This window comes from Streptomyces sp. SKN60, from assembly GCF_026236535.1.
Taxonomy (GTDB): domain Bacteria; phylum Actinomycetota; class Actinomycetes; order Streptomycetales; family Streptomycetaceae; genus Streptomyces.
Genome location: NZ_JAHTMW010000005.1, coordinates 299,204 through 313,145 on the forward strand (window position 1 = coordinate 299,204; position 13,942 = coordinate 313,145).

Here is a 13,942-nt window from a genome sequence, read left to right on the forward strand (position 1 = left end):
CTGGCCCGCACCACGACTCCATACCTGAACCCCCAGGAGCAGAAGTGAAGCGCAGCAAGTCCCTCCGGGCTGCCGACGCCAAGATCGACCGGGAGAAGCTGTACGCCCCGCTCGAGGCCGTGCGTCTGGCCAAGGAGACCTCCTCCACCAAGTTCGACGGCACCGTCGAGGTGGCCTTCCGTCTGGGCGTCGACCCGCGCAAGGCCGACCAGATGGTCCGTGGCACCGTGAACCTTCCGCACGGCACCGGTAAGACCGCCCGGGTCCTGGTCTTCGCGACCGGTGACCGTGCCGAGGCCGCGACTGCCGCGGGCGCCGACATCGTCGGCTCCGACGAGCTCATCGACGAGATCGCCAAGGGCCAGCGTCTGAACGAGTTCGACGCCGTCGTCGCCACCCCGGACCTCATGGGCAAGGTCGGCCGCCTCGGCCGCGTGCTCGGTCCGCGTGGTCTCATGCCGAACCCCAAGACCGGCACCGTGACCATGGACGTCGCCAAGGCTGTCAACGACATCAAGGGCGGCAAGATCGAGTTCCGCGTCGACAAGCACTCGAACCTGCACTTCATCATCGGCAAGGTGTCCTTCGACGACACCAAGCTGGTGGAGAACTACGCGGCGGCCCTGGAGGAGATCCTCCGTCTGAAGCCGTCCGCCGCCAAGGGTCGCTACATCAAGAAGGCCGCCATCGCCACCACGATGGGCCCCGGCATTCCGGTCGACTCGAACCGCACCCGCAACCTCCTCGTCGAGGAGGACCCGGCCGCGGTCTGAGCTTCTGAAGCTCGCTAGGCGGTCATCGGGCCCCGCACCTTCCAAGGTGCGGGGCCCGATTTGCCTTTCCTCGACACCTTCACGTACTCTTCCGAGGAAGCCAAAGACCGCTGGTCGTCACTGTGCCTGCAAGGGTGCGGTGGCCGAAGGATTCGCTGAGAGATGCGAGCGACCCGCGCAGGTGACAGTGGAAGAGTTCCCGGTCCGGTTCACTCCGGTTCGGTCGAGCTGAGCCCCGTGCGCCTGCGCCCGGGGCGTTTTCGTTTGTTCAGCCCCTTCTGAGCGGTCCTCATCACCCGGAAGGAGGCTGACGCACTATGCCGACGCCCAACAAGGCTGCATCGGTGGCCGAGCTCGCGGACGCGTTCCAGAGCTCCACCGCCGCCGTGCTGACCGAGTACCGGGGTCTCACCGTGGCGCAGCTCAAGACGCTGCGTCGTTCGCTCGGTGAGAACGCCCAGTACGCCGTGGTGAAGAACACGCTGACCAAGATTGCGGCCAACCAGGCTGGGATCACCGCGCTCGACGACCACTTCGCTGGTCCGACGGCGGTCGCCTTCGTCACCGGTGACCCGGTGGAGTCGGCGAAGGCTCTGCGTGACTTCGCCAAGGAGAACCCGAACCTCATCATCAAGGCTGGTGTCCTTGACGGTAAGGCTCTCTCCGCCGACGACATCAAGAAGCTTGCGGACCTCGAGTCCCGCGAGGTTCTGCTCAGCAAGCTGGCCGGCGCCTTCAAGGGCAAGCAGTCTCAGGCTGCTCAGCTCTTCCAGGCTCTGCCGTCGAAGCTCGTCCGCACCGTGGACGCGCTGCGCGCCAAGCAGGCCGAGCAGGGCGGTGCCGAGTAATTCGGCTCGCGCATTGATCCGTACCGCCATACGGGCGGAACGGGTCACAGCGGGCCGACAGTACGCCCGCCTCACATGAACATCCGGCACCTGCCGAATTAGTGGAAGGATCGCCCATCATGGCGAAGCTCACCCAGGACGAGCTCCTCGAGCAGTTCGAAGGCATGACCCTCATCGAGCTCTCCGAGTTCGTGAAGGCCTTCGAGGAGAAGTTCGACGTCACCGCCGCCGCGGCCGTCGCCGTTGCCGGCCCGGTCGCGGGTGGCCCGGCCGCCGAGGTTGCCGAGGAGAAGGACGAGTTCGACGTCATCCTCACCGGCGCCGGCGACAAGAAGATCCAGGTCATCAAGGTCGTGCGTGAGCTGACCTCCCTGGGTCTGAAGGAGGCCAAGGACCTCGTCGACGGCACCCCGAAGCCGGTCCTCGAGAAGGTCAACAAGGAGGCCGCTGACAAGGCCGCCGAGGCCCTCAAGGGCGCCGGTGCCGCTGTCGAGGTCAAGTAACACCTCGTCGCGTCAGCGACTCGTTTGTTGAGCGTGTAACGCTCGCAGCGTGAAGGGCGATCATCCATCTGGGTGGTCGCCCTTCGGCGTTCCCTGAGACGGCGTGGCGGCGGTCGTACGGGCCTGCGGAAGCGGAGTAAGGTGATCTTCGCCGTGCGCCGGTCAGAGGCAGGGGCCTTGACGAACAGCACGGACCGCGCAATTCTCAGGACGCGTCGTCACATCGATCCGATTCCGAGGCATGGATCGACGACCGAACGGGCAGTATCGAGGTGCGCCGGACGGCGCGAGGCATCGCGGAGTTGAGAGCAACGAGGGTCGCGAAGAACTCGCCCTGGACATCAGTGGGCCAAGTGGCTACACTGACCCTTTGCGCTGCCTGTTAGCTGTCCCCTGCCCGTCACCAGGGGCATACCCTCGCAACCGCTTCGCTGGTCGACCCACTCTGACCTGGTCTTTTGACCAATCGGGTAATCGTCTTCCAAGGAGCTCCGCTAGGGACCGGTACGCGCGCAGTGAGTCCGAGCCCTCGGAAGGACCCCCTCTTGGCCGCCTCGCGCAACGCCTCGACCAATATGAACACCGGTGCCAGCACCGCCCCGCTGCGCATCTCCTTTGCAAAGATCAAGGAGCCCCTCGAGGTTCCGAACCTCCTCGCGCTCCAGACCGAGAGCTTCGACTGGCTGCTCGGCAACGCCGCGTGGAAGGCTCGCGTCGAGGCCGCCCTCGAGTCGGGCTACGACGTCCCCACGAAGTCCGGTCTGGAGGAGATCTTCGAGGAGATCTCCCCGATCGAGGACTTCTCCGGGTCGATGTCGCTGACCTTCCGCGACCACCGCTTCGAGCCGCCGAAGAACTCGATCGACGAGTGCAAGGACCGTGACTTCACGTACGGCGCCCCGCTCTTCGTGACCGCCGAGTTCACGAACAACGAGACCGGCGAGATCAAGTCCCAGACGGTCTTCATGGGCGACTTCCCGCTCATGACCAACAAGGGCACCTTCGTCATCAACGGCACCGAGCGTGTCGTCGTGTCGCAGCTCGTGCGTTCTCCCGGTGTCTACTTCGACTCCTCCATCGACAAGACGTCCGACAAGGACATCTTCTCCGCCAAGATCATCCCGTCCCGGGGTGCCTGGCTGGAGATGGAGATCGACAAGCGCGACATGGTCGGCGTGCGTATCGACCGCAAGCGCAAGCAGTCCGTGACCGTCCTCCTGAAGGCCCTCGGCTGGAGCACCGAGCAGATCCTGCAGGAGTTCGGCGAGTACGAGTCCATGCGCGCCACCCTGGAGAAGGACCACACCCAGGGCCAGGACGACGCGCTGCTCGACATCTACCGCAAGCTCCGTCCGGGCGAGCCGCCGACGCGCGAGGCCGCCCAGACGCTGCTCGAGAACCTGTACTTCAACCCGAAGCGCTACGACCTCGCGAAGGTCGGCCGCTACAAGGTCAACAAGAAGCTCGGCGCCGACGAGCCGCTGGACGCGGGTGTCCTCACCACCGACGACATCATCGCGACCATCAAGTACCTGGTGCAGCTGCACGCCGGCGAGACCGAGACGGTCGGCGCCAACGGCAACTCGATCGTCGTCGAGCCCGACGACATCGACCACTTCGGCAACCGGCGTCTGCGCAACGTCGGCGAGCTCATCCAGAACCAGGTCCGCACGGGTCTGGCTCGTATGGAGCGCGTCGTCCGCGAGCGCATGACCACCCAGGACGTCGAGGCGATCACGCCGCAGACCCTGATCAACATCCGGCCGGTCGTCGCCTCCATCAAGGAGTTCTTCGGCACCAGCCAGCTGTCGCAGTTCATGGACCAGAACAACCCGCTGTCCGGGCTGACGCACAAGCGTCGTCTGTCCGCGCTCGGCCCGGGTGGTCTGTCCCGTGAGCGGGCCGGCTTCGAGGTCCGAGACGTGCACCCGTCCCACTACGGACGCATGTGCCCGATCGAGACCCCCGAAGGCCCGAACATCGGTCTGATCGGTTCGCTCGCCTCGTACGGCCGGATCAACCCCTTCGGCTTCATCGAGACGCCGTACCGCAAGGTCGTCGACGGCCAGGTCACCGACGAGGTCGACTACGTCACCGCCGACGAGGAGGACCGGTTCGTCATCGCCCAGGCGAACGCGACCCTGAACGAGGAGCTCCGCTTCACCGAGCCCCGCGTCCTGGTCCGTAAGCGTGGCGGCGAGGTCGACTACGTCCAGCCGTCCGAGGTCGACTACATGGACGTCTCGCCGCGCCAGATGGTGTCGGTCGCGACCGCCATGATCCCCTTCCTCGAGCACGACGACGCCAACCGTGCCCTCATGGGCGCGAACATGATGCGTCAGGCCGTTCCGCTGATTAAGTCGGAGGCCCCGCTCGTCGGCACCGGCATGGAGTACCGCTGCGCCACCGACGCCGGCGACGTGCTCAAGGCCGAGAAGGACGGTGTCGTCCAGGAGCTGTCCGCGGACTACATCACCGTGGCCAACGACGACGGCACGTACATCACGTACCGCCTGCACAAGTTCTCCCGCTCCAACCAGGGCACCTCTGTGAACCAGAAGGTCGTCGTGGACGAGGGCGACCGCGTCATCGAGGGCCAGGTCCTCGCCGACGGCCCCGCCACCGAGAACGGTGAGATGGCGCTCGGCAAGAACCTGCTCGTGGCGTTCATGCCGTGGGAGGGCCACAACTACGAGGACGCGATCATCCTGTCGCAGCGCCTCGTGCAGGACGACGTCCTCTCCTCGATCCACATCGAGGAGCACGAGGTCGACGCCCGTGACACCAAGCTCGGCCCCGAGGAGATCACCCGGGACATCCCGAACGTCTCCGAGGAGGTCCTGGCCGACCTCGACGAGCGCGGCATCATCCGCATCGGTGCCGAGGTCACGGCGGGCGACATCCTGGTCGGCAAGGTCACCCCGAAGGGCGAGACCGAGCTGACCCCGGAGGAGCGCCTGCTCCGTGCGATCTTCGGTGAGAAGGCGCGCGAGGTCCGCGACACCTCCCTGAAGGTGCCGCACGGCGAGACCGGCAAGATCATCGGTGTCCGCGTCTTCGACCGCGAGGAGGGCGACGAGCTTCCCCCGGGCGTGAACCAGCTGGTCCGCGTCTACGTCGCCCAGAAGCGCAAGATCACCGACGGTGACAAGCTCGCCGGCCGTCACGGCAACAAGGGTGTCATCTCCAAGATCCTCCCGATCGAGGACATGCCCTTCCTCGAGGACGGCACCCCGGTCGACATCATCCTCAACCCGCTCGGCGTCCCGTCCCGAATGAACCCGGGACAGGTCCTGGAGATCCACCTCGGCTGGCTCGCCAGCCGCGGCTGGGACGTCTCCGGCCTCGCCGACGAGTGGGCGCAGCGCCTGCAGGCCATCGGTGCCGACCAGGTCGCCGCCGGCACCAACGTCGCCACCCCGGTGTTCGACGGTGCGCGTGAGGACGAGCTCGCGGGTCTGCTGCAGCACACCATCCCGAACCGCGACGGCGAGCGCATGGTGCTCCCGTCCGGCAAGGCGCGCCTGTTCGACGGCCGCTCCGGCGAGCCGTTCCCGGACCCGATCTCCGTCGGGTACATGTACATCCTCAAGCTCCACCACCTGGTCGACGACAAGCTGCACGCCCGGTCGACCGGCCCGTACTCGATGATCACCCAGCAGCCGCTGGGTGGTAAGGCCCAGTTCGGTGGCCAGCGCTTCGGTGAGATGGAGGTGTGGGCGCTGGAGGCTTACGGCGCCGCGTACGCCCTCCAGGAGCTGCTGACGATCAAGTCCGACGACGTGACCGGCCGCGTGAAGGTCTACGAGGCCATCGTCAAGGGCGAGAACATCCCTGAGCCCGGCATCCCCGAGTCCTTCAAGGTGCTCATCAAGGAGATGCAGTCCCTGTGCCTCAACGTGGAGGTGCTGTCCTCGGACGGCATGTCCATCGAGATGCGCGACACCGACGAGGACGTCTTCCGCGCAGCGGAGGAGCTCGGCATCGACCTGTCCCGGCGCGAGCCGAGCAGCGTCGAAGAGGTCTGACGGGAGTCCGGTACGGGGGCTCGGTGCGAACCACTGAGCCCCCGGCCGGCCCCAGGACCCCCGAATCAGACCCACAGCCTTAACAACCCTGAGAGGGATTGACGCATAGTGCTCGACGTCAACTTCTTCGACGAGCTCCGGATCGGTCTGGCCACCGCTGACGACATCCGCCAGTGGAGCCACGGCGAGGTCAAGAAGCCGGAGACCATCAACTACCGCACCCTGAAGCCCGAGAAGGACGGACTCTTCTGCGAGAAGATCTTCGGTCCGACCCGGGACTGGGAGTGCTACTGCGGCAAGTACAAGCGTGTCCGCTTCAAGGGCATCATCTGTGAGCGGTGTGGCGTCGAGGTCACCCGCGCCAAGGTGCGCCGTGAGCGGATGGGCCACATCGAGCTGGCCGCCCCCGTCACCCACATCTGGTACTTCAAGGGCGTTCCGTCGCGCCTTGGCTACCTGCTCGACCTCGCCCCGAAGGACCTGGAGAAGGTCATCTACTTCGCGGCGTACATGATCACGTTCGTCGACGAGGAGCGCCGCACCCGCGACCTGCCCTCCCTGGAGGCGCACGTCTCCGTGGAGCGTCAGCAGATCGAGAACCGCCGCGACTCCGACCTCGAGAACCGCGCCAAGAAGCTCGAGTCCGACCTGGCCGAGCTCGAGGCCGAGGGCGCCAAGGCCGATGTGCGCCGCAAGGTGCGCGAGGGCGCCGAGCGCGAGATGAAGCAGCTCCGCGACCGCGCGCAGCGCGAGATCGACCGCCTCGACGAGGTGTGGAACCGCTTCAAGAACCTCAAGGTCCAGGACCTGGAGGGCGACGAGCTGCTCTACCGCGAGCTGCGTGACCGCTTCGGCACGTACTTCGACGGCTCGATGGGTGCCGCGGCGCTGCAGAAGCGCCTGGAGTCCTTCGACCTCGAGGAGGAGGCCGAGAAGCTCCGCGAGATCATCCGTACCGGCAAGGGCCAGAAGAAGACCCGTGCGCTCAAGCGCCTCAAGGTCGTCTCCGCGTTCCTGCAGACCGCGAACAGCCCCAAGGGCATGGTTCTCGACTGCGTGCCGGTCATCCCGCCGGACCTGCGTCCGATGGTGCAGCTGGACGGTGGCCGCTTCGCGACCTCCGACCTGAACGACCTGTACCGCCGTGTGATCAACCGCAACAACCGTCTGAAGCGTCTGCTCGACCTCGGTGCCCCCGAGATCATCGTGAACAACGAGAAGCGGATGCTCCAGGAGGCGGTCGACGCCCTCTTCGACAACGGCCGTCGTGGTCGCCCGGTGACGGGTCCCGGCAACCGTCCGCTGAAGTCCCTCAGCGACATGCTGAAGGGCAAGCAGGGTCGTTTCCGTCAGAACCTGCTCGGCAAGCGTGTCGACTACTCGGCGCGTTCCGTCATCGTCGTCGGCCCGCAGCTCAAGCTGCACCAGTGCGGTCTGCCGAAGGCCATGGCGCTGGAGCTCTTCAAGCCGTTCGTGATGAAGCGCCTGGTCGACCTGAACCACGCGCAGAACATCAAGTCGGCCAAGCGGATGGTCGAGCGCGGCCGCACGGTCGTGTACGACGTCCTCGAAGAGGTCATCGCCGAGCACCCGGTTCTGCTGAACCGTGCGCCCACGCTGCACCGCCTCGGCATCCAGGCCTTCGAGCCGCAGCTGGTCGAGGGCAAGGCCATCCAGATCCACCCGCTCGTCTGCACCGCGTTCAACGCGGACTTCGACGGTGACCAGATGGCCGTCCACCTGCCGCTCTCCGCGGAGGCGCAGGCCGAGGCCCGCATCCTGATGCTGTCCTCGAACAACATCCTCAAGCCGGCCGACGGCCGCCCGGTGACGATGCCGACCCAGGACATGGTCCTCGGTCTGTTCTTCCTCACCACCGACGGCGAGCTGCGGAACGTCAAGGGCGAGGGCCGCGCGTTCGGCTCCACGGCCGAGGCGATCATGGCCTTCGACGCCGGCGAGCTGTCGCTGCAGTCGCAGATCGACATCCGCTTCCCGATCGGCACCGTTCCGCCGCGCGGCTGGGTTCCCCCGGTCGCCGAGGAGGGCGAGCCGGAGTGGCAGCAGGGTGACAGCTTCCGTCTGAAGACCACGCTGGGCCGTGCGCTCTTCAACGAGCTGCTGCCCGAGGACTACCCGTTCGTCGACTACTCGGTCGGCAAGAAGCAGCTCTCCGAGATCGTCAACGACCTCGCCGAGCGCTACCCCAAGGTCATCGTGGCGGCGACGCTCGACAACCTGAAGGCGGCCGGCTTCTTCTGGGCCACCCGTTCCGGCGTCACCGTCGCCATCTCGGACGTCGTCGTCCCGGAGGCGAAGAAGGAGATCGTCGCCGGGTACGAGGCTCAGGACGAGAAGGTCCAGAAGCAGTACGAGCGCGGTCTGATCACCAAGGAAGAGCGCACGCAGGAGCTCATCGCGATCTGGACCAAGGCGACCAACGAGGTCGCCGAGGCGATGAACGCGAACTTCCCCAAGACGAACCCCATCTTCATGATGGTTGACTCGGGTGCCCGAGGAAACATGATGCAGATGCGGCAGATCGCCGGTATGCGTGGTCTGGTGTCGAACGCGAAGAACGAGACCATCCCGCGTCCGATCAAGGCCTCGTTCCGTGAGGGCCTCTCCGTGCTCGAGTACTTCATCTCGACCCACGGTGCCCGTAAGGGTCTCGCCGACACCGCCCTGCGTACCGCCGACTCGGGTTACCTGACCCGTCGTCTGGTGGACGTCTCGCAGGACGTCATCATCCGCGAGGAGGACTGTGGCACCGAGCGCGGTCTGAAGCTGCGGATCGCGGCCAAGGACGAGGCCGGCGTGCTGCGGAAGGCCGACGACGTCGAGACCTCCGTGTACGCGCGGATGCTCGCCGAGGACGTCGTCGTGGACGGCAAGGTCATCGCGCCGGCCAACGTCGACCTGGGTGACGTGCTCATCGACGCCCTCGTCAAGGCGGGCGTCGAGGAGGTCAAGACCCGTTCGGTCCTGACCTGTGAGTCCGCCGTCGGCACCTGTGCCTTCTGCTACGGCCGCTCGCTGGCCACCGGCAAGCTGGTCGACATCGGTGAGGCGGTCGGCATCATCGCCGCCCAGTCCATCGGTGAGCCCGGTACCCAGCTGACGATGCGTACCTTCCACACCGGTGGTGTGGCCGGTGACGACATCACCCAGGGTCTGCCGCGTGTCGTCGAGCTCTTCGAGGCGCGTCAGCCCAAGGGTGTCGCCCCGATCTCCGAGGCGGCCGGTCGCGTCCGCATCGAGGAGACCGAGAAGACCAAGAAGATCGTCGTCACCCCGGACGACGGCACCGACGAGACGGCGTTCCCGATCTCGAAGCGTGCCCGTCTGCTCGTGGGCGAGGGCGACCACGTCGAGGTGGGCCAGAAGCTCACCGTGGGTGCCACCAACCCGCACGACGTGCTGCGCATCCTCGGCCAGCGCGCGGTCCAGGTCCACCTGGTCGGCGAGGTCCAGAAGGTCTACAACTCGCAGGGCGTGTCGATCCACGACAAGCACATCGAGATCATCATCCGGCAGATGCTGCGCCGTGTGACGATCATCGAGTCCGGCGACGCGGAGCTGCTGCCGGGCGAGCTCGTCGAGCGCTCGAAGTTCGAGACCGAGAACCGTCGTGTGGTGCAGGAAGGCGGCCACCCGGCCTCCGGCCGTCCGCAGCTGATGGGTATCACCAAGGCCTCGCTGGCGACGGAGTCCTGGCTGTCGGCCGCCTCCTTCCAGGAGACGACCCGAGTCCTGACGGATGCGGCGATCAACGCCAAGTCCGACAGCCTCATCGGCCTCAAGGAGAACGTCATCATCGGTAAGCTCATCCCGGCCGGTACGGGTCTGTCCCGCTACCGCAACATCCGGGTCGAGCCGACCGAGGAGGCCAAGGCCGCGATGTACTCGGCCGTCGGCTACGACGACATCGACTACTCGCCGTTCGGCACCGGCTCCGGCCAGGCCGTTCCGCTGGAGGACTACGACTACGGTCCGTACAACCAGTAAGTAGCGACAAACGCAGAGAAGGGCGGCACCCCGCGAGGGGTGCCGCCCTTCGGCGTTCCTGCCGGTACGGGGCTCAGCGCGCCGTCAGCTCCCAGGCGGCGACGGCCACGGTCGCCACCGCGGCGAGGGCGCCGATGCTGGCGAGCGGCCAGCGGGACCGCTCCAGGGCGTCGAGCCGGGCCTCGTGGTCGGCGAGCTGCTTGTCGGTCTGGTCGCTGCGCTGCACCAGCAGGGCGAGCGAGCCGTCGACCCGCGCGAAGCCGGCCTCCAGGGTGCCGCGCAGCCGCTCCAGTTCCAGGGCGACGGCGACCGGGTCGTTCGGATCAGACTCGGTCATCGGCCGCCGCCTCCTGGGTGGTGCGCAGCCAGGAGGGCAGCAGGTTCTGTACGGCGGGCACGGCCATGACCCGGCTGAGCGCCCCGGCGACGGCGAGCGCCCCGGCGACCCAGGGCAGCGTCTCGGGCAGCCCGGCGGCGTCGACGATCGCCGGCAGCACGACGGCGATCCCGACCGCGGTCTGCAGCACGGTGCGGACCGTGCGCTTGGCGGCTTCGGACATGGGTGGTTCTCCTTGCGTGGGGGGGCGGGGTTATGCGGTGTACGGGACCTTGAGCGCGTTCCAGGAGGCGGCGCCCGGCCAGCCGTCGGCGTCGGAGCCGGAGAAGCCGAGCTTGCGCTGCCAGGCGGCGTAGGACTGGCGGTCGGCCTCGGACCAGCGGGGGCTGGGGCCGACCTGGTAGCGGGCGCAGCCCTCGGCGACCAGCCGGCGGCCCATCGCGGTGATGACGGGGGAGCTCGGGGTGGTCTTGAAGAAGGCGGTGCCCGGGAAGGGCTGGTAGCGCGGCTTGGCCGGCTTCGCCGGGGCGGTCGGGCGGGGCGCCGGGGCCTTGCCGAGACGGCCCTGGACCCGGTCGCGCATGCCCGGCATGCCGAAGCCGCGCGGGTCGTTCTTCCAGTCGGACCACTCGGAGTGGCCGATGACGGACTTGGCGCCCCAGCCGTGGGCGCGGCAGAGCGCCGCCGACACCCGCTCGATGGCGTCGAGCTGGGCGGCCGGCCACGGGTCGCTGCCGTTGCCGAGGTTGACGCACTCGAAGCCGTAGAAGCGGGAGTTGCCGTCGACGGCGCCCGCGCTGCCCTGGTGCTCGCGCGGCACCGGCGGCCGCGCCCCGTACGTCTCGCTGATCACGGCCTGCAGCACGGACGGGTCGCCGCCGCCGGCGTGGTTGGCGCGGCCGGAGCCGACCAGGTGCACGCTGCCGTCCTTGGCGATGACGCCGTGGCACAGCGGGCCGGGCAGGCCGGCGTAGCCGTCGTAGCAGAGGGACACGCTGTTCGCGGTGCCGCTGGAGACGGTGTGGTGGATCATCACGCCGACCACCGGGCCCCAGGTGCCGACCTGGTTGCGGTTGTGGTTGCGCCAGCCGTCGTGCTCGACGACGGTGACGCCTTCGGCGCGGAGCGCGGCGACGAACCGGTCCGCGGAGAGGGGGGCTGCCATCTGTGACCTCCGGGCAGGGATTCCGGGCAGGGTTCCCGGGTTTCCGGGCATGGAAAAACCCCGGCCGGCGTCGGCGCGGGGCGTACGGGGTGGGGGAGGCTTTACGGCGCGGGGGCCGGCTCCGTCGGCTCGGTCGGCTCCGGCGGGGCCGGGGTCCAGACGGCGCACAGCGCGGCGTACGCGACGCGGCGGGTCTCGAAGTCGGCGAGCGCGGCGGCCACCGCGCGCTGCACGGCGGTCGGGTCGGGCACGACCGGCAGGCCGCCCTCGCCCAGGACGGTGACGAGGCCGGAGCCGCGCAGCGTGACGTCGGCCGTGCCCTTCTCGGTCAGCTCGGCGGTGACGTACACCGGCGGGTACTGCCCGGTCACCGGGTCGCGCTCCAGGGTGTAGCCGAGGCTGTTGTCGTGGACGCGGATGGTGAGGGTGTGGCCGTCCTCGGCGACGACGGCGCGGCCCGCGTAGTCGATGGCCACGCCCCACGGCTGGGTGGGATCGATGTTCATGGCGTACTCCTCGTACGGATCTGGGCTCGGAGCGGGGATCAGGTCTGCATGCCGTGGATGAGGGCCGGCTGGGCGTAGACCGTGCCGCTGGTGGTGGTGACGACGGCCTGGATCTCGATGGTCATCGTCTGGCCGAAGCGGGTCTTCATGTCGCCGGGGAGCAGACCGGTGTGGTCGTAGGTGGTGCCGGCGGTGGCCGTGGGACCGAACGGGACGCCGTCGACGAGGACCCGCACCTGGCCGCTCGCGCCCGACGAGGCCGCCGTGTTGACGGCGAGCCGCAGCTTCGGCTGCCAGATGGGGTTGGAGCAGCGGGCGATGGTGGTGAAGGCGGTGCTGGTGGTGGACGGCCACTTGGCCGGGTCGCTCGCCAGCGGCGGCATCAGCTGCAGCCACGGCCGGGCGAGGCCGCCGGTCATGATGTCGTCGGCGAAGATCTCGTGGCTGTAGCCGTCGAAGATCCGGAACAGCGGCCGGTTGATCGTGACGCTGCCGCTCTGCGCGGGCGGGCGGATCTCGTTGACGGCCGGCCGGGTGTTGACCGCGGTGGACAGGGCCTTCAGCCGGCGTTCCATGTCGTTGAGCCGGTCGATGATGTCCTCGGGCAGCTTGGGCATCAGGCCTCCTCAAGGTAGAGCTCGGCGGTGTCGGGTCGGCCGCGCTCCGGGGGAGTGACCTTGACGCCGATGATGCGGTAACGGGTGTCGAGGCCCTCGGAGAACCATTCGTCCGTGATCCGGACGCGGGCAAACCGACCGAGGAGCGCCGGCGGGACGATCCCGTCGAGGTGGATGCTGATCGCCGGGATCACGACCGTGCCGCGGGCGTCGTCGAGTTCCCGGAAGGCCAGCGAGTCGAGGGTGAGGGTGTCGGTGACCTCGTTGTGGTCCGAGGACAGGTCGAGCAGCGGCCAGCCGTCCGCGAGCAGGTCGGTGGCGAGCTGCTGCTTGGCGGGGTAGATCGGCCGGGACTCGGTGCCCGCGTTGGCGTTGGTGGACGCGCCGCGGGCCAGCGCGGTGGTGCCGCCGCGGGTCGCGTCGTACGGGAACGAGTACGACAGGATCGAGCCGGGCCGGTCGAAGACCAGGTCGGCCGCACCGTTGTTGATCTTGGGTGAGCCGAGCCGGAGCTGCCGGACCCGCCGCCCGTCGTTGGGGTCGCGGTAGACCAGGATCTGGTGCTCGAAGCCCTTCTCCAGCGAGGCGAGCTGCTCGATGGCGTCCAGGTAGACGGTCTCGTCGCCGTTGCGCCAGGAGGCGGTCCGCAGCGGGGTCTCCGGCGGGGACTTCTCGTTGCCGAAGGTGATCCCGAGGCGGCGCGGCTCCTTGCCCTCCTCCGGCGGGACGGACGGGTCGTCCTGGAGGTCGAGCTCCGCCCACAGCCGGCGCGCGATGTCCAGCTGGTCGGTCGGGGTCGTGAAGGAGATGGCGTCGGTACGGATGCGGCGCCGGCTCGCGTACGAGTCGAAGGTCGCGGCCTGGACGCCGAGGGTCAGCACCCCGCGGCCGCTGGACTGCAGCGTGGTGGTCCACACGATGCCGCCCCACCACAGGTCGCCGCCGCGCTCCAGATAGACTGCGGTGCGGCCCTCGCGGACCTTCTTGACCCGGTCGGCGATCTCCTTGTTGGGGATCGGGATGGTGCCGGAGAGCGAGCCGGCCTTGCCGATGTAGTCGTCGATGGAGACGTCCCGCAGGGGCAGGATGTCGAGGGTCTGGTCGGTGAGCAGATCGCAGAAGATCGCCCGGTAGGGCGTGTCGATGGCCATGACGGC

The 13,942-nt window shown here is 68.0% G+C and carries 11 protein-coding genes; 5 read left to right on the top strand and 6 right to left on the bottom strand.

All coding sequences use genetic code 11. The annotated features are described in order from the left end of the window. Positions 1-44: 44 nt before the first annotated feature. The 5 genes from rplA to KV205_RS11180 all read left to right on the top strand — a co-directional run bounded on the left by rplA (position 45) and on the right by KV205_RS11180 (position 10,160). Positions 45-773: a 50S ribosomal protein L1 gene (gene rplA / locus KV205_RS11160; RefSeq protein WP_265863991.1), complete on the top strand. Its 729-nt coding sequence runs from the start codon at positions 45-47 to the stop codon at positions 771-773. A gap of 317 nt (positions 774-1,090) precedes the next feature. Beyond that, positions 1,091-1,621, top strand: coding sequence for a 50S ribosomal protein L10 (rplJ, locus tag KV205_RS11165; protein WP_265863992.1), 531 nt, complete (start codon positions 1,091-1,093; stop codon positions 1,619-1,621). Between the two features lie 119 nt (positions 1,622-1,740). Continuing rightward, positions 1,741-2,124 (top strand): 50S ribosomal protein L7/L12, encoded by a 384-nt coding sequence (gene rplL / locus KV205_RS11170; protein WP_265863993.1) that lies wholly within the window; start codon positions 1,741-1,743, stop codon positions 2,122-2,124. A gap of 545 nt (positions 2,125-2,669) precedes the next feature. Beyond that, positions 2,670-6,152: a DNA-directed RNA polymerase subunit beta gene (rpoB, locus tag KV205_RS11175; protein ID WP_265863994.1), complete on the top strand. Its 3,483-nt coding sequence runs from the start codon at positions 2,670-2,672 to the stop codon at positions 6,150-6,152. Positions 6,153-6,260: 108 nt separating this feature from the next. Continuing rightward, a complete protein-coding gene (locus KV205_RS11180; RefSeq protein ID WP_265863995.1) occupies positions 6,261-10,160 on the top strand; it encodes a DNA-directed RNA polymerase subunit beta' in 3,900 nt (1,299 codons plus the stop codon). Between the two features lie 73 nt (positions 10,161-10,233). Here the strand turns inward: KV205_RS11180 and KV205_RS11185 are convergent, their stop codons facing one another. The 6 genes from KV205_RS11185 to KV205_RS11210 all read right to left on the bottom strand — a co-directional run bounded on the left by KV205_RS11185 (position 10,234) and on the right by KV205_RS11210 (position 13,936). Continuing rightward, positions 10,234-10,497: a hypothetical protein gene (locus tag KV205_RS11185; protein WP_265863996.1), complete on the bottom strand. Its 264-nt coding sequence runs from the start codon at positions 10,495-10,497 to the stop codon at positions 10,234-10,236. Then, a complete protein-coding gene (locus KV205_RS11190) occupies positions 10,484-10,720 on the bottom strand; it encodes a hypothetical protein (protein WP_265863997.1) in 237 nt (78 codons plus the stop codon). The genes KV205_RS11185 and KV205_RS11190 overlap by 14 nt, the downstream gene beginning before the upstream one ends. Before the next feature lie 30 nt (positions 10,721-10,750). Next, complete coding sequence (locus tag KV205_RS11195) at positions 10,751-11,662, bottom strand: peptidoglycan-binding protein (RefSeq protein ID WP_265863999.1); 912 nt, start codon at positions 11,660-11,662, stop codon at positions 10,751-10,753. 101 nt (positions 11,663-11,763) lie between these two features. Then, positions 11,764-12,168, bottom strand: coding sequence for an ATP-binding protein (locus KV205_RS11200; RefSeq protein ID WP_265864000.1), 405 nt, complete (start codon positions 12,166-12,168; stop codon positions 11,764-11,766). Between the two features lie 38 nt (positions 12,169-12,206). Next, the gene (locus KV205_RS11205; protein WP_265864001.1) at positions 12,207-12,785 is read right to left on the bottom strand and encodes a hypothetical protein; all 579 of its coding nucleotides are present in this window, start codon (positions 12,783-12,785) and stop codon (positions 12,207-12,209) included. After that, a complete protein-coding gene (locus KV205_RS11210; protein ID WP_265864002.1) occupies positions 12,785-13,936 on the bottom strand; it encodes a hypothetical protein in 1,152 nt (383 codons plus the stop codon). Before KV205_RS11210 ends, KV205_RS11205 begins: the two co-directional genes overlap by 1 nt. Between the last annotated feature and the right edge of the window lie 6 nt (positions 13,937-13,942).